Genomic DNA, 17119 nt, shown 5'->3' with positions numbered 1-17119 from the left:
CCCCAAGCCCAACCCCTACTCCGCCGCCGAGGCCTCCTCGAGCGCCTCCACCCGCACCGCGCAGACCTTGTACTCCGCCGTCCCCGTGATCGGGTCCCCAGCATCATTCGTCAAATAGTTGATATTCGACTCCCCAAAGTGCAGCGGCATCCACACGCACCCAAGCCGCATCCGCGGGCTCACGTTCACCCGCGCCAGGATCTCCCCCCGCCGCGAGCTCACCTTCACCATCTGCCCATCGACAAACCCGCGCTTCTTCGCGTCCTTGCGATGCATCTCGATGAAGTTCTCCGGCTGCCGAGCCACCGCCCCAGAGCTGCGCCGGGTCTGGGTGGCCGCGTTGTAGTGATAGAGCGTCCGCCCGGTGCTCAGCAACAACGGATACTCGTTATCCGGCAGCTCTTCGCTCGGCCGATAGAAAGTCGCCTGAAACGGCGCCTTACCCTTGATCGGTCCATCCGCGTGCAGCGTGACCGTACCCGGATGCTCGGGATCTGGACACGGCCACTGCAGCCCGCCGTCCCGATCGATCCGCTCATGGCTGATCCCGCCAAATTGATCGACCAGCCCCGCCATCTCGGCGTAGACCTCGCCCGCGTTGGCGTAATGCGGCATCGGATAGCCGCACGCCCGGGCCACGTCACACAGGATCTCCCAGTCCGCCCGCGCCTGCCCCGGCGCGTCGACGGCCTTGCGGACCCGCTGCACGCGGCGGTCCGAGTTGGTGAACACCCCGTCCTTCTCGGCGAAGCACGCGGCCGGCAAGACCACGTCGGCGAACCGCGTGGTCTCGTTCAGGAAGATGTCCTGCACGACCAGGAACTCGATGTTGTTGAGCCCCTGCTCGATGTTGCTGGCGTTGGGCTCGGACAACAAGATGTCTTCGCCCATCACGTACATGCCCTTGACCATGCCCTTGGCCATGGCCTTCATCATGACGTTGAGGTTCATGCCGTCATCGGGCGACAGCGGCACGCCCCACGCCTGCTCGAACTTGGCCTGCGCCGCCGGGTCGTCCACGCGCTGATAGCCCGGGTAGAAGATCGGGCTGGCGCCCGCGTCGTTGGCCCCCTGCACGTTGTTCTGCCCACGCAGCGGGTTCATGCCCGCCGACCGAATCCCGAGGTGCCCGGTCATCAGCACCAAGTTGGCCAGGCAGTACACGTTGTCGGTGCCGTGGGTGTGCTCGGTGATCCCCAGCGTGTAGTAGATGCCGGCCTTGCGCGTGGTCGCGTAGGCCCGCGCGGTCTCGCGGATCATGTCCGCGGGCACGTGGGTGATCTGCTCGGCCCACTCGGGCGTGGTCGTGAGCGTGGCTTCCCGGACCGAGTCGAAGTCCTCGGTGTGCTTGGCGATGAACTCTGCGTCGTACAGGTTCTCGCTGATGATCACGTGGATCATCGCGTTGAGCAGCGCGACGTCGGTGCCGGGCTGCAGCTGCATGTGATGGTCGGCGATCTCCGACAGCCAGATCTTGCGCGGGTCCGCGACGATCAGCTTGGCCCCACGCCCGACCGCGCGCTTCATCTCCATCGCAATGATGGGGTGCGCCTCAGTCGTGTTGGACCCAATGACGAACAGCAGGTCCGCGTCACGAATCTCGGGGATCGAGTTGGTCATCGCCCCCGCACCGAACATTGTCACCAGACCGGCGACAGTTGGAGCGTGTCATGTCGCCGCGCACTGATGGCAGTTGTTTGTCCCGAACGCGGCCCGGGATAGCTTCTGCATCAGGTAGTTCTCTTCGCCCGTGCAGCGACTCGACGAGACAAAGCCGAGGGCGTCGGCGCCGTGGCGCTGCTTGACGCCGTGCAGACCCTCGGCGACCCGAGCGATCGCCTGCTCCCACGTGGCTGGGTGCAGCTGGCCGTCCGCGCCGCGGATCAGCGGCTCTTTCAGGCGCTCGTCGTGGTTGATGAACTCGTAGCTAAACCGGCCCTTGATGCACAGGTTGCCGTCGTTGACGGTGGTGCCCGGCTCGGGTGAGGTCACCCGCGTGACCCGCTTGGTCTGCTTGGCGCTGGCCGGGGCGCCGATCGTGACCGGCACCTCGGCGACATGCAGATCCAGCTGGCAGCCGACCCCACAAAAATTGCAGGTCGAGCGCACGATCTGCTCGGTCGGCAGCGCCAGCGAGGGCTTCTCCGTCATGGCCCCGGTCGGGCACACGGCGATGCAGCCACCGCACAGCTCGCAGCTGGTGTCGAGCAGGTTGCGCTGATCCGCGGTGCCGATCGTGGTCGCCGACCCGCGGCCCAGCAAGGTGATCGCGCTGACCGCCTCGACCTCGTCGCAGTAGCGCACGCACAGGCCACACACCACGCAGGCGTCGGGGTCGAACTGGATATACGGGTTGGTGTCGTGCTCGCGGCTGACTCGCGGGGCGTTGACCGGCTCGAGCTCCGGCCCCGTCCCATAGGTGGCGATGTGGTCCGCGAGCATGTCGTGCACACCCCGCGAGACCGGCTTGCCCGCTTCGTCGAGCCGGTGGTCGGCCTTGTACAGCGACAGCAACCCGCGGCGGTGGCGAGCGACCCGCTCGGTGTCGGTCCGCACTTTCATGCCGGGGCTGGCCTTGAAGGTGCACGCGGGCTGCAGCCGACGCTGGCCCTCGACCTCGACCAGGCACATCCGGCAGCACCCGGCCGGCTCGACCCGGTCGTCGTGACACAGCACGGGGATCTCGATGTCGAGCGCGCGCGCGGCCTTCAACACGGTCTCGCCCTGCGGGACCTCGACGGATTCGCCGTCGATCTCGAGCACGACGGTAGTCTCGATCAGCTGGTTCATTGGAAGTCCTCCGAAAAATACTTCATCGCGCTCTGCAAGGGCAGGCTCGCGACCATGCCCAAGCCGCAGATCGAACCTTCGTTCATCTCCCACGCGACCTCTTCGACCTGGGCCAGGCCCGAGCGGTTCTTGCCGTCGATCCAGCGATCGACCGCCTGACGCTGAACCCGGGCCCCAATTCGGCACGGCGCACACTGCCCGCAGCTCTCGTCTTCAAAGAAGATCTGCTGCCAGCGCGCCGCCTGGGCCATGTCGATCGTGTCGTTGAGCACGACCACGCCCGCGCTGCCCATCATGCTGCCGAGCTTGGCGAGCGCGCCAAAGTCCAGCGGGACCGCGCGCTCGCTCATTGGCAGGAACCCCGACGACGCGCCACCCGGCGAGAACGCCCGCGGCGTGCCCAGGTAGCCCCCCGCCTCTTCGACCAGCTCGTCGAGCGTGACCCCGAGCGGCAGCTCGTAGACGCCCGGTCGCGCGACGTGACCCGAGATGCAGTACAGCTTCGAGCCCGGCTCGGTCCGGCCGAGCGCGTGAAACCAGGCCCCGCCGCGGCGCACGATCGACGGCACGCAAGCCAGGGTCTCGACGTTGTTCATGAGCGTGGGCTTGCCCCACAGCCCGGCCTCCGTTGGGTATGGCGGCTTGAGCCGCGGCATGCCCCGGCGGCCCTCGATCGCCTCGAGCAGCGCGGTCTCTTCGCCGCAGATGTACGCGCCGTGGCCTTCGACGATGCGGATCTCGAGCCCGCCGATCAGCTCGTCGAGGTGCGGCTTGGCCTGCTCAATCGCCCGGTCGAGCGCGCGCCGACAGTCCTTGAACTCGCCGCGCACGTAGATGAACGCGGTCTTGGCCCCGGCGACGAACGCCGCGATCGCCATGCCCTCGAGCATCAGGTGCGGGCGGCGGAGCATGACCTCCCGATCTTTGAAGGTGGCCGGCTCGGCCTCGTCGGCGTTGACGACCACATAGCGAACCGGCTCTTGCTGGGTCCGCACCGAATTCCACTTGAAGTGGGCGGGGAACCCCGCGCCGCCGCGACCCTGCAGCCCTGCGGTCTTTAGCTCGTCGATCACCCACTGCGGCCCGGCTTCGACGGCGCGAGCGAGCGCGGCGTAGCTGGCGTCATCTTCGGCGGCCAGCTGCATTGCTTGATCGTCGCGCGCCGGGCTGATCGCGCCGCGCGGCCCGGCGACCAGCTCGAGCTTGTCGTCGAGAGCCGCGGGCGCTCGATCGCACTGACCTAGGCAGCTGACCGGCTCGACCTCGACGCCGCTGTCGCGCAACTCTTGCATGCGCCGATCCGCGCCGGCCATCATGCACGTCAAACCCTGGCACACGCGCGTGCGGGCCCCGGGTCGCGCCAGCAATGTGTAGAAGCTGGCGACGCCGAAGATGTCGGCTTCGGGGACCCCCGTCTCGCGCGCGACCTCCCGCGCGGCGCCTGGACGCATGCCGCCGTGCTCCTCGAGCAGCTCGATGATCCGACTCCGCTGGGCTCCCTTCTTCTCCATACGATCGCTCAGTAGCATACCAAACCCGCAAGCCTCCCGCAGGAACTGGAGTGGCGCGATCGGTCCACGGCAGGTTGGAGGGGGGGCGCGAGAATCTCTGCACAGTCAGGATCGCCGAACATTCTGCGGCGCATCCGCGCGGAGGTGTGCCGCTGTCAGTCCGCCGACGACCCACCGCCGCGACCAACCAGACGCCCGAACCCCAGCCGAATATCCTGCTCGATCCCGTAGAGCGCAGGCAGCAGCCCCAGCGTGACCACCGTGCCAAACAGCACACCCCAGGCGATCGTCGAGATCATCGGCACGATGAACGCCGTCGATCCGGTGGACCCATAGATCGTCGGAAACAAGCCCGCGGTCGTGGTCACCGAGGTGATCAAGATCGGCCGCAGCCGCAGGCTCGCGCCCGCGCAGATCTCGGCTGGCGTCAGCGAAGCTCGCTCGCCGCGTGCGTCGTTGAGGCCCGAGACCATCACCAGCGAGTCGTTGACCAGCACCCCCGCGAGGCCAAGCATCCCGACCATCGCGATGATGCTCAGATCAATTCCCTGGATCATCAGGCCGATCACCGAGCAGACCATCCCAAATGGGATCACGATCATGATCAGCACCGGCTGCGTGAGCGAGCCAAACAGGATGACCAGGGCCATGAAGATCAAGCCCAGACACAGGACCAGCGCGATCGCCAGCTCCCCGAGCGCGGCTTGTTGTTGCTCGAGCTCGCCGCCGAACTCGAGCCGCACCTGCGGAAACTGCTGCTCGAGCTTCGAGTCACGCACGAACTGCTGCAGCTCTTGATTGATCGCCTCGACGGTGACCTGGGCCCGGTCGATGTCGCCAAACACAGTAACGGTCTGCTCACCATCGACGTGCACGATGCTGGACTCTCCCGGCCGCTCGCTGACCGACAGCACCCCGCTGAGCGGGATCGAGTCGCCCGCGCCGTTTTGGACCACGAGCCCCTGCAGGGTGTCGAGGCTGGCCCGATCGCGGTCCTGGAACGCCATCTTGAACGGGATCTTCTCGCTCCCAAACTGGATGTCGCCGATGTGGGTCCCGTCGATCGCTACCCGGATCGCCGTGGTGACATCGGACTCGGTCAGACCTCGCGCCGACATCAGGACCGGATCGAGGCGAACCTCGAGCACCGGCTTGCCCGGCTCGTAGCTGGTCTCGACCGAGGTCACGGCCGGGTTCGCGCGCAGCTTGTTGACCAGAATGTCGGTCACCCGCAGGCGCTCGCTCGCCGGGCCGGACACCACGACTTCGATCGGCTGCCCCGAGGTCGGCGAGGCCCCACCCTTGACGACCTCGAGCAATTTGACGTCCTCGACCGTGGCGAACACGGACTCGAGCGACTCGATGATCTGCGTCGAGGTCCGCTCGCGCGCGCCCGCGGGCTGCAGGTAGACCTTGGTCAGCGCCCACGAAGCGTGGGTCCCACCCCCGCCGACGCCATAGTCGTGGTGACCAACCTCGGTGCTGACGCTGAGTAGATCGTCGCCGGTCTCGGCCCGGATCAGCGCCTCGAGCTCTTCGGCCTTGGCGGCCGTGCGCTCGAACGCCGCGCCCTCCGCGAGCTCGACCTTGATCATGAACATGTCGGAGTCCGTGGTCGGAAACAGGTTGAACGGGACCCGGCTGAACGCGAGCGAGCCCAGCACCCCAGCCGCGAGCAGGTACCCGAGCACGGTCAGGTAGCGGCGCCGGACCAGCTTGGCGACCAGCGTGTCGTAGCGAGCCCGCACCCAGTCAAACCACCCGCGGGCCTTGCTGGGCTTGCGACCGTGGGCCAGGTGAGCGGGCAGCATCAGCTGACTCTCGATCAGCGAGCTGGCCAACGTCAGCGCGACGACGATCGGGATCGCCCGCAGCAGCTTGCCCTCGATCCCACCCAGGAACAGCACGGGCGCAAACGCGAGCGCGGTCGTGATGATGCTGGTGATCACCGGAGCCGCGACGGCGTGGGTCCCGTCGATCGCGGCGCGCAGCGGATCGAGCCCGGCTTCGCGATGACGGTAGACGCTCTCACCCGCGACGACCGCGTCGTCGACCAGCATCCCGAGCATCAACAGCAGCGCCATCAACGTCATCAGGTCCAGATCCAGACCCATGAGGTTCATGCCGACGAAGGTCAGCGCGACCGAGATCGGCAGCCCCAGCGCGACCCAGAACGAGAGCCGGATGTCGAAGAACGCGAGCAGCACGAAGAACACCAGGACCACGCCCATCACGGCGTTGTCGACCAGCGTCGAGAGCATGTCCTTGGTGAAGCGCGAGGTGTCGTTGAGCACGTCGAGCCGCACGCCGGGCGGCAGGTCGGGCCGGACCTCATCGCAGTAGTCGCGGATCAGCGCGGCGGTGTCGAGCGTGTCCGCGTTGCCCTGCTTGCGAACCATGAGCACGATCCCCAGCTCGCCACCGGACCGGGCCTGCTTGGTCCACTCCTCGTAGTCCAGGAACACGTCGCCGATGTCCCGGATCCGCACGTCGTTGCCGACGTCGGTCGAGCGAACGATGACGTCGAGCAGGTCGCCCGTGTCGTCGTAGCCCGAGACCGTCAGCACCTGGCGCTCGGTCACGAACGACTCGATCGAGCCACCCGAGGCACGCAGCGCGCCACCGCGCAGCGCCGCCGAGATCTCGTCGTAGCGGATCCCACGACGCTGAACCTCGACCGGATCCAGCAGCACTTTGAGCTCGCGCTCGCGATACCCGACCTTGTCGATGCGGCCGACGCCCTCGAGCCCGCTTAGCCCGTCGGCGAGCCGCTTGGCCTCACGGCGAAGCGTCTCCTCGGGGACCGGCCCGGACAGGTGCAGCTCGATGACCGCGAACTCGTCGGTCGAGATCTCGATCACCTCCGGCTTGCCGGGGACCTGATCCGGGAACTCGAGCGAGGCGCGATCGGCCGCCTCGCGCAGATCTCGAACGGCGGCGTCCTTGTCCTCGATGTCGGGATCGAGGGTGACGCTGACGATCGAGACGCCCTCGGTGCTGGTCGACTGCATCGTGTCGATGCCATCGACGCCGCGCAGCTGGTCCTCGATCGGATCGGTCAGCGACAGCTCGACGTCCTCGGGCCCCGCCCCGGGGTAGGCGGTCGTGATCGTGACCATGCCCATGTCGATCTTGGGCATGGTCTCCGCGTTCATGCTGCGGACCGCGGTCAGGCCAGCCGCGAGCGCGGCCAGCATCAGCAGGTTGACAAGCAGCGAGCGCGACGCGAAGAACTGGATCAGGTTCTTCACTGCGAGACCTGCCCCCCGCCGTTGTCTGCGGGCATCGGTGGCGCGGGCGCGGGCACGGGCGCGGGCGCGAAGGTCTTTGGATCGATCGGCGTCGGGTTGACGGTGGTCCCCGCCAGCACGTAGTCGAGGCCGTCGACGATGACCTGATCGCCGACCCCGAGGCCGTCGTAGATCGGGATCAGCTGGTCGTTGCCCAGCCCGACAACCGGCTCGATCTCGTAGGCTGCGCCGTCGCGGGCGACGAACAGCACCCGTCGGCGATCTCGCTCGGTCATGGCCTGGATCGGGACGACGATGACGTCCGACTCGGGCAGGGTCTGGATGTAGACGCGCGCGGTCATGCCGGGGCGCAGCAGTGGGTCGACCACGCTGATCGCCACCCGCACCTCGAAATTGCCGGTTTGGGGATCCGCCGCGAGCCCGACCTGCTCGACCCGCGCAGCGAAGGTCTTGCCCGGCACCCCGCTGACCTCGACGGTGGCCTGGTCGCCGACCCGGACCTGGTTGACGCGCCGCTCCGACACGTACGCCCGGACCCGCAGCGCGTCAGCGACGACGATCGTCGCTAGCGACGCACCGAGCGACACAGTCTCACCCGCGTCGACGAAGCGCTCGCTGACCGTGCCGGTGACTGGGCTCTCGATCTTGGTGTCGACCACGTCGGTCCGGGCCAGGCTGTAGCCTGAGCGCGAGTTCTCGTAGGTCTCCGTTGCGCGTCGAAGGGCCCGCTGAGCTGCCTCGACGTCGGTCCGCGCCATGGCGCCGCTCCGCTCGAGGTCGCGCGCCTCCTCCAGGTCTACGCGGGCGTCCTCGACTGCGGCCTTGGCCGCGGCGAGATCTGCCCGGGCTTGCTTGAGCTGGGTCTTGCGGTTGGCTGGGTCGAACTCGACGAGCGGCGTGCCGACCTCGACCTGGTCGCCGACGTCGAAGTGCACGCTGAGCACGGTGGCGCTGAGGCTCGCGGACAGGGTGACCTCTTGGACCGACTCGACTGCTCCGTATACGAGGATTGTCTCGCGCCAGTCGCTGGCTGTGACCTCGAGGGTACGGACGTCGACGACGGCGGGGGCGGGCTCGACGGGGTCCGCGGCGGGCTCGGTCGGGCAGGCCGTGAGCAGCAGCGCTGCGCATGAGGAAAAACCAACGGAACGGAGACGAGATGACATGGTAGCGCTACCTGGGGTCGAGACCTTCACGTCTGACCGCTGGAGTCGAGGGCTAACGTGGCACGCTGAAATGACGTTCTCAAGGATACTAGTCAGTACTGGTCAGGTCTGGTTAGGCAGAACAGGCCGCAGCCATGGAGTGGCACAGATAGTGCTTTTCGGTCGAAACGTCCGCAAACTCACGGTCTCACCCACCCATCACGACCCAAAAAGACTCTGAGTCCGGTTTGCCAAAACTGACTCGATGACCCACGATAGTCATGTCGTGACCCTCCCGGTAGACCTGACCCACGAGATCGAGAAGTTCGTGGGCGACATCGACCCTCGCACCAAGAAGGGTCGAAAGCGCCTGACCATCCTGAAGGCCGCGATCCCCCTGTTCGCAGCGTCCGGGTACCACGGGACCAGCATGGACGAGCTCGCGGCCAACGTCGGGGTCGCCAAGGGCACCCTGTACCTCTACTTCCCCAAGAAGATCCACCTTCTGTTCGCGTGCGCTGCCTACGAGGAGCTGCGATGGGTGCCGGAGCTCACGACGATCCTCGAGAGCGACGAACCGGCACCAGTCCGCCTCAAGAAGTGGATCATGTCGTGTTTACTGCTGCCCTTTCGCTCGCCCTTGATGCTTCGCCTGCTCGAAGACGCCGAGATGGCCGCGATGCTGGCCGACTGCCCGCCGGAGCTGCTGTCCCAGAGCAACAACTTCTCGGTCGACCTGCTTCAGCCCCTGCTCGACGAGATCGCAGGTCCCGATCACCGCTGGAGTCCGATCGAGCTGCGCGACCGCGTCAACGTCATCACCGGGCTCGGCCACCTCGCCCCCGTGCTCCGCCATGAAACCTTTCGCCCGGGCACGTCGCCCGAGCGGTTCGCCGCCATTCTCGCTGATCTCGTCGTCGACGGTATCCGTCCCCGACCCGAAGGAGAGCCATCATCATGAACACATCCCGTCGTTTCATTCTCAGCGCCCTGCTGCTGTCGGGGGTCGCCGGTGTCGCTGCCTTGATCCCCGGTTCGGTCACCGCGGCGCCGCCCAGCCCCTCGGACCCAGCGTTTGGCGCCTACCTGCTCACCCAGCTCGACGATCTGCACCGCGGCAAGTCGAGCCACGCGCTGGTGTCGATGCACGTCAAGACCGCCCGCTGGGAGCGATCGATGTCGATGGAGGCATGGTCTGTCGGCGAGGACTACTCGCTGATCCGCATCCTCGAGCCCAAGAAGGAGCGCGGCACCGCCACGCTCAAGTCCAACAAGGACCTCTACACGTTCTTGAGCAAGACCGGCCGAACCATCAAGATCTCGGGCGCGTCAATGGGCGGCTCGTGGATGGGCAGCCACTTCACCAACGACGACCTGGTCAAGGACAGCCGGCTCGACACCGACTTCGACTATGTCGTCAAGGACGGCCCCACGATCAACGGCGAGCCAACCTGGGCGCTGATCCTCACCCCCAAGCCCAAGGCCGTGGTCGTCTGGGGTCAGGTCGACGTCATGGTCCGCAAGTCCGATCTCATGCCCGTCGGTGAGCTGTTCTACGACGAAGACCTGGACCCGGTCCGCAAGATGGAGTTCTTCGACTTTCAGACCGTCGCGGGCCGTCAGGTGCCCATGCGCATGCGCATGAGTCCGCTCGACGCCGACAGGCTCGGCGAGTACACCGAGATGACCTACTCGAAGCTCGAGTTTGACGTTGGCATCGACAAGTCGTTCTTCAGCGTGGCTCAGCTAAAGGCGATCTAACCCATGGATGACCTCAAGCTCGCGTGGCGCAACGTGTGGCGCAATACTCGGCGCAGTGTGGTGACGATGGCCGCCACTGGCCTCGCGCTGTTCGTGATGATCGCCTACACGGGGATCATCACGGGCTACCTCAAGGGGCTCGAGGCCAACATCCTCAACCTCGAGGTCGGTGACATTCAGGTGTTCGCCAACGAATACCGCGAGAAGCCATCGCTCTACACCACAATCGCAGATCCTGCCAAATTGACCGCAGACCTCGAGGGGGCCGGCTATCAGGTCTCGAGCCGGCTGTTGGCCTCGGGCCTCGGCGCCAGCGAGGAGAACTCCTCTGGCGTACAGATGATCGGACTCGACGTGGTCGCCGACGCCGACGTCAGCACGATCTCCCAGCAAACACGGGCCGGAACCTGGCTCGAGCCCGACGACGAGGGCGTCGTGATCGGCTGGCGCCTCGCCGAGACCCTGAGCCTGGACGTCGGCGGCGAATTGGTGGTGCTCTCCCAGGGCGCCGACGGCTCGATGGCGAATGACGTGTACCCGATCCGCGGGGTCCTCAAGGGGATCTCGGACGGGGTCGATCGCGCGGGCGTGTTCATGACCGAGGCCGAGTTTCGCGAGCTGATGGTGCTGCCCGAGGGGGTCCATCAGATGATCGTGCGCAAGCCGCCCGGCACCGAGCTCGAGGCCGCGACGGCCACGGCCCAGGGCTTTGGGCCAGACGGCGTGGAGATCTCCAGCTGGAAGACCATCAAGCCAACCCTGGCGTCGATGCTCGAGTCGTCAGAGGTCTCGATGGGCATCATGGCGGTGATCATCTATATCGCGGTGGGGATCCTGATCCTCAACGCGATGCTGATGGCCGTGTTCGAGCGAATTCGTGAGCTCGGCGTGCTCAAGGCGATCGGCTTCACGCCGCTCAAGGTCCTCAAGCTGATCTTCCTCGAGACCGCGGTGCAGACCGCCGTCGCGATGGCGGCGGGTGTGCTCGTGGCGATCCCGGTGAACTACTACCTGGTCCACACGGGCATCAACATGGGCAACATGTCGGTCATGGGCATGGCCTGGGACCCAATCTGGCGGTCCTCGATCACGCTCGAGACCTACACCGGGCCCATGATCTCGATGGTCATCATCGTCGCGCTGGCGGTCCTCTATCCCGCGCTGCGTGCGGCGTACATCCAGCCCCTGGATGCGATTCGTGACTAAAGGAGCAACGAGCCATGTCAGGACTGAATCTACCCACGCTCGCTTGGCGCAACATCTGGCGCAACAGGCGTCGCACGCTCATCACCCTGTTCAGCATCGCGTTTGGAGCGATGCTGGCGGTGGTGATGACGGCGATCGGTGACTACACCTACTCCGACATGATCGACCACTCCGCGCGAATGGGTACCGGTCACGTCATCGTCCAACACTCGACCTACCTCGACGCGCCCTCGCTCAAGAAGACCGTGCAGGCCGAGCCCGAGCTGATCGACGAGATTCGTTCGGTCCCGCGGGTTCACGCCGCGGTCCCCCGAATTACCGGTGGGGTCATGCTCGCAACTAGCAGCAACAACGTCGGGGCCGGGGTCCTGGCGATCGACCCGACCGTGGAAGACGAGACCACCTTCGGTCTCGCCGGCTCGATCGTCGAAGGCGAGATGTTCACCAGCCCCGACGACGAGGGCATCATCATCGGCAAGGTCCTGGCCGAGAACCTCAACGTCGAGCTCGGCAAGAAGGTGGTCTACACGGTCACCGACAAGCACGGCGAGATCGCCAGCGGGCTCGCGCGGGTGTCGGGCATCATCGAGACCGGCGCGATGGAGCTCGACGCGGGTATCTGTATTCTGCCGATCAACCCGTTTCGCGAGCTGCTCAGCTACGAGCCCAACGAGGTCACGCAGATCGCCGTGTTCTTGGGGGATCACCGCCACTCCGAGGACGTCGCCCTCGAGCTCGACGCCGCGTTCGGCGAGCGCCTTGGCCCGGTCAGCGCCACGCTGCCATGGTTCAAGGCCCAGCCGGACCTGGCCGGCTTCGTGAGCATGAAGGTCGGTGGCACGATCATCATGGAGCTGATCGTCACCGTCCTGATCGCGGCGGGGATCTTCAATACCCTGTTCGTCTCGGTGATGGAGCGCATGCGGGAGCTCGGAATCCTCGCGGCGATCGGGTTCTCGGCCCGCCAGCTGTTTAGCCTGGTGCTGTGGGAGAGCCTGTGGCTGGGCTTGTGCGGGATCGTGGCGGGCGCGCTGCTCACCGCGTGGCCCTACTACTACCTGGCGACGACGGGCATCGACACCGCACAGATGACCGGCGGCAGCGGGCAGGCGCAGGCCGGGGGCGTGAGCATTTCACCGATCATCTTGGCCGAGATCTACCCGCCGCACCTGCTGTTCATCGGTTTGGCGGTGGTCGCCGCGACCATGCTCGCGGGCTTATATCCGGCCTACAAGGCCGGCCGGGTCTCACCGGTCGAAGCCATTCGTATCGTCTAGCGCGCAGGCCCGATTCAGCGCAATCACGTCATTCGCATTGTTGGGAGCGATCATGTCCACGGAATCCGAAGTCATCGTCAAGCTCGAGCGTGTCGAGAAGATCTACAAGCAAGGCTCGATCGACGTGCCGGCTCTGCGCGGGTTGGATCTCGAGATCCGCCGCGGTGAGTTCATGGCGCTGACCGGGCCCTCGGGCTCGGGCAAGACCACCGCGCTCAACATCATCGGCGGGCTGGACAAGCCGACCCGCGGCAAGGCGTTCCTGCAGGGCGCCGACATGGCAGAAATGACCCGTAGCGAGCGCAGCCGGCTGCGGCGCGACAAGATCGGGTTTGTGTTTCAGGCCTACAACCTGGTCCCGGTGCTGACCGCGTTCGAGAACGCCGAGATGGTGCTGCGCCTGCAGGGCATGGGCGCCGCCGAGCGACGCGAGAAGGTCGTCCAATTGCTCGAGGACGTGGGTCTGAAGGGCATGGAGAACCGGCGCCCGTCCGAGATGTCGGGAGGCCAGCAGCAACGGGTGGCGATCGCTCGGGCGATCGCGTCGGGTCCCCTGGTCACGCTGGCCGATGAGCCCACCGCCAACGTCGACTCTGCGACCGCCGAGCTGTTGTTGCAATTGATGGAGCGGCTCAACACCGAGCGCAACGTCACCTTCATCTTCTCGACGCACGATCCACGCGTGATGGCCCGAGCACATCGGCTGGTCCACATGGTCGATGGCATGGTTGAGACTGACGAAGTCAAGAATTAGCCCAAATGGACAGCTTTGGACTCCTATTGGCGCTACTCGGGGCGCCCGGAGTCGACGCCGAGCCGCCACCGCGACCCGAGTCGACCCAGGACGAGCGATCGGCGTGGGACGCCGCGGGCTGGGGTAGCGCACCAACGCAGCCCGCCGAGCTGGTCGAACCCGCCGCGCAGCCGCATGCAGAGGGTCCCAAACTAGAAAGTGAGGGCCCCGAGCCGAGCGAGGCCGCCCCGCAGTCCGAGCCCAACTCGGCGTGGGACGCCGCGGGCTGGGGCGGTGAACCGCCGGCCGAGGACCCAATCGAGGGCCCAATCGAGCCAGATGCGGGCTCCGATTGGAGCCAATGGAACGACTCGACCGCCGGGAGCTCGAGCGCGGACGCGGTGTCGAGCGAGGAAGACGAGGACAAACTCAAAGCTGGCGACATCCTGGCCGGCAGCGTGCGATTGACCGGATCGTACCTGCACTTTGACGACAACCCCGACGTGTTCCCCAACGGCGACGACGCGATGCTCGTGACCGTCGCCCGCCTGCTGCTCGAGGCCGACGTCGGCGAGCATGTGCACTTTTCGTTCAACGGCTTTGGCGAGCTCTCACGGGTCCCCGGCGGGGCGAGCCTGGGCGGTAGCTTCGCCAGCGCGGGGAGCACTCGCAGCTCGTATCGAACCCGCTATCTGACCTGGCAGTACTGGGACGACGGCGCGGTCGGGGGCCAGCTCGGGGTCGATCGTGCGTCGATGCGGCTGAAATTCGACCCCGTCAACATCGAGGTCGGGCGATTCCCGGTCACCTACACGGTCGCGAGCATGTTCACGACCAACGACTTCTTCGCGCCGTTCTCTGCGACCGCCGTCAACCGCATCTACAAGCCCGGCGTCGACGCGATCCGGGTCTCGACTGGGTTCGGCTCGACCGGCAGCGTCGACGTGGTCGGCGTGCTGGGCTACGACCCCGACAGCGACGAGCCCAGCTGGGGCCGCAGCGCCGTGTTCACCCGCGCGGCTGTCGTCGGCGGCGGCTTCGAGTGGGCTGCCCTCGGCGGCAAGGTGGCGCAGCGATGGATCGCGGGCGGCTCGATCCAGGGCGGCGCGGGACCGATCGATCTTCGCGGCGAGTTCCACATCGGGATCGCCGACGAACACGGCGACGGCCACGACAGCACCGACCGACCGATCTACGGCCGGTTCTCGGCCGGGCCCAGCGTCACGTTTGGTTGGCAGAACGCATCAATTGTGACCGAGTACCACTTCGCCTCCGACGGCGCGGCCAAGCCAGCGAACTACATCGATCGCGCGCTCGCCAGCTACTCGGATGATCTTCCCTATCTCGGCCAGCACTACGTGGGTCTGGCCGCCAGCGCCGAGATCATCCCCATCCTGCGCGCCTCCGTCACCGGGATCGTCAGCGCCACGGACGGGTCGGGGCTCGCGGGCGTCTCCCTGATCTACAACGTCGCCGACGAGTCGGACCTGATCTTGGGTGTGTTCGTGCCCTGGGGTGCTGGGGTGCGCGGCGTGGACCCGATGTCGGGCAGCCTGAGCCTCGGCAGCGAGTTTGGGCTCTCGCCGATCAGCGCCTACCTCGAGGCCCGGGTGTTCTTCTAGCGCTCGCAGCACAATGTGGGATTGTGTTGGGTTAGACTGGCGCCGAGCGCCATGCCTGCCAACGCCGAACACCGAGCGACTGGCGCCTCGAATTGGACGTGCTGACCCATGGCGAGTAACCCGAAATTCAGCTGTACACCTGGTCTGCTCATTTGCTTGATCGGGTGCCAGAGCACGCCCAATTCCGAACCGACGCAGCTTCCGGTCGAGCAGGTCGCCGCCGATCCCGAGCCTGTTCCCGAACAGCCCGACCCCGAGCCTGCGCCCCCGCCCATGACCTGGGACGAGGTCCGCACCGCGCTGCCCGAGACCAACGACTACGCGCAGATTACTCTCGCCGATCCCCCGGCGTGGCTGGGCGAGGTCGACACCGTATGGGTTCGTGTCGGCAAGCAGTGCCGCCCGATCGCCCTGGCTCCCGAGCCCGACGAGCACGCCTCGCTCGAGCAGTGCCACGAGGTCGTTCGCAAGGCCGACGTGACGTGCACGGTCGCGGTCGAGGTTGGGCGCTTGTTTCGCCCCACGGGACCGCAGTTTTGTGACACCGAGCTCCCGTCTGGCGGCGGGAGCGGTTCAGCCACGTTCGGCGTCCCCGATAACTGGGACGAGGCCTGGTCGCTCGTCGCCGCCAACGAGCTCGAGCTGCGCTACGCGAAGACCTGGGCGCTCGCGGTCGAGGCCGACCACCTCATGTGGGTCGAGTATGCGTGCTCCGCCGACTCGGTCGCCGCGCTCGACGAAGCGTTGATCGCCGAAGGCATCAGCGAGCAAGCCCGCCCGGAGCTCCTCAACCAGCGCCACGGCGTCGTCGGTCACGCGCGCCGCTGCCTCGAGCGCGTGGGTATTCGACTGGACGCGTGGTCCAGCGAGGCCGGTAACCGGGGTGATCGTGGGGCGGGTGTTCGGAGCGAGCCCGGCACTCACGACTGTGCGCTCCCGTGTCCGGACACGGCTCAAGATCTTCGGCGCATCAACGCTGTATTGACGACCCAGCGATTCGTTCGAATTGATGACAACCGCTCGCTCGTCGTGCATCGCACTCGGCCCGCGTGCGAGGCGACCGTGGACGGCGGGCTGCCGGCCCTCGCCAAGAACCCCTGTCGCTAGAGCGCCGATCAGTTTGGAGTCGCGTCGTCAGGTGCGTCTGGGGCCGTTCCTGCCTAGGAGCGAGGCCGAAGCTGTATCCGGCATACTGCGAGCGCCGAGCGACAACGGCAGGAGCGGCCCCAGATGTGCCTGGCGTCGTGAATTCAAACTGGTCGGTGCTCTAGGCTCAGCCTCAATTTTCGCTTGACTGTGACCACGTGCGTGCAAGACTCCGCGGCGTACGATGTTCGCGTCCGCTCACGGTCGCCGTCTGGCCAAGCTGCTCGCCGTCTTGTTGGGCGTGCTGCTGTGGGTACCGGGGACGCAGGCCTTGGGTGCCAAGATCGCGCCTCCCAGTGAGTCCACAGTCAGCCGTGCAGAGGCCGACGACAGCCCGGTTGGCGAATTGGAAGCCAACGAAGCCCCGAGCGCGGCGCGTGAGGCCGAGGACGGCGAGGACTCGGAGTCGTCGTTTGTCGGGCCCCAGCTGTACGCGCCACGCCTGCGTCTGACCGCGGCTGGCTCGACGAGGCTCGCGGCGCCCGAGTATGAGCGCGAGCGGCTCTCAGCCGCTCACAACGTGCTCGCGCGCGAGCGCGGCCCGCCAATGATCTGAGCGCTGGCTCCGTGTCAGGTCCGCGTTCGCGGGTCCGACCGCGCGCGTGTGGTTCCAGTCAGGAGCCCAACGACGGGTTGGAATTGACACGAACCCGGTCGGTCACGCGCTGCTCTCGTCG

The 17119-nt window shown here is 66.6% G+C and carries 12 protein-coding genes; 8 read left to right on the top strand and 4 right to left on the bottom strand.

Annotated elements, in window-relative coordinates; genetic code table 11:
• Nucleotides 1-15 precede the first annotated feature (15 nt).
• The 4 genes from fdhF to ENSA7_RS00500 form a co-directional block, all read right to left on the bottom strand.
• On the bottom strand, nt 16-2790 hold the full coding sequence (gene fdhF / locus ENSA7_RS45250; RefSeq protein ID WP_342352802.1) for a formate dehydrogenase subunit alpha: 2775 nt from the start codon (nt 2788-2790) through the stop codon (nt 16-18).
• On the bottom strand, nt 2787-4301 hold the full coding sequence (locus tag ENSA7_RS00510) for an NADH-ubiquinone oxidoreductase-F iron-sulfur binding region domain-containing protein (RefSeq protein ID WP_181232829.1): 1515 nt from the start codon (nt 4299-4301) through the stop codon (nt 2787-2789). The genes fdhF and ENSA7_RS00510 overlap by 4 nt, the downstream gene beginning before the upstream one ends.
• A 155-nt stretch (nt 4302-4456) precedes the next feature.
• Nucleotides 4457-7552: an efflux RND transporter permease subunit gene (locus ENSA7_RS00505; protein ID WP_106087212.1), complete on the bottom strand. Its 3096-nt coding sequence runs from the start codon at nt 7550-7552 to the stop codon at nt 4457-4459.
• Nucleotides 7549-8718, bottom strand: a complete 1170-nt coding sequence (locus ENSA7_RS00500; protein ID WP_106087211.1) for an efflux RND transporter periplasmic adaptor subunit — start codon at nt 8716-8718, stop codon at nt 7549-7551. Before ENSA7_RS00500 ends, ENSA7_RS00505 begins: the two co-directional genes overlap by 4 nt.
• 265 nt (nt 8719-8983) lie before the next feature.
• On the opposite strand from ENSA7_RS00500, the gene ENSA7_RS00495 reads away from it, so the two are divergent.
• The 8 genes from ENSA7_RS00495 (at nt 8984) to ENSA7_RS00460 (ending at nt 16998) form a co-directional block, all read left to right on the top strand.
• Nucleotides 8984-9658: a TetR/AcrR family transcriptional regulator gene (locus tag ENSA7_RS00495; RefSeq protein WP_181232827.1), complete on the top strand. Its 675-nt coding sequence runs from the start codon at nt 8984-8986 to the stop codon at nt 9656-9658.
• A complete protein-coding gene (locus ENSA7_RS00490; protein ID WP_106087209.1) occupies nt 9655-10458 on the top strand; it encodes an outer membrane lipoprotein-sorting protein in 804 nt (267 codons plus the stop codon). The genes ENSA7_RS00495 and ENSA7_RS00490 overlap by 4 nt, the downstream gene beginning before the upstream one ends.
• Before the next feature lie 3 nt (nt 10459-10461).
• Entirely contained in the window at nt 10462-11664 is a 1203-nt protein-coding gene (locus ENSA7_RS00485; RefSeq protein WP_106087208.1) for an ABC transporter permease, read from the top strand.
• Between the two features lie 14 nt (nt 11665-11678).
• Nucleotides 11679-12941, top strand: a complete 1263-nt coding sequence (locus ENSA7_RS00480; RefSeq protein ID WP_106087207.1) for an ABC transporter permease — start codon at nt 11679-11681, stop codon at nt 12939-12941.
• A gap of 52 nt (nt 12942-12993) precedes the next feature.
• Entirely contained in the window at nt 12994-13695 is a 702-nt protein-coding gene (locus ENSA7_RS00475; RefSeq protein ID WP_106087206.1) for an ABC transporter ATP-binding protein, read from the top strand.
• A gap of 5 nt (nt 13696-13700) precedes the next feature.
• A complete protein-coding gene (locus ENSA7_RS00470) occupies nt 13701-15296 on the top strand; it encodes a hypothetical protein (RefSeq protein WP_106087205.1) in 1596 nt (531 codons plus the stop codon).
• 156 nt (nt 15297-15452) lie between these two features.
• Nucleotides 15453-16403, top strand: a complete 951-nt coding sequence (locus tag ENSA7_RS00465; RefSeq protein ID WP_106087204.1) for a hypothetical protein — start codon at nt 15453-15455, stop codon at nt 16401-16403.
• Nucleotides 16404-16626: 223 nt separating this feature from the next.
• The gene (locus tag ENSA7_RS00460; RefSeq protein ID WP_106087203.1) at nt 16627-16998 is read left to right on the top strand and encodes a hypothetical protein; all 372 of its coding nucleotides are present in this window, start codon (nt 16627-16629) and stop codon (nt 16996-16998) included.
• The last annotated feature ends 121 nt before the right edge of the window (nt 16999-17119 follow it).

The sequence above is a fragment of the Enhygromyxa salina genome, assembly GCF_002994635.1.
Classification (GTDB): Bacteria; Myxococcota_A; Polyangia; order Nannocystales; family Nannocystaceae; genus Plesiocystis; species Plesiocystis salina_B.
Note: the sequence above shows the minus strand (reverse complement) of the source record. Positions and strands in the feature narration are given on the sequence as shown.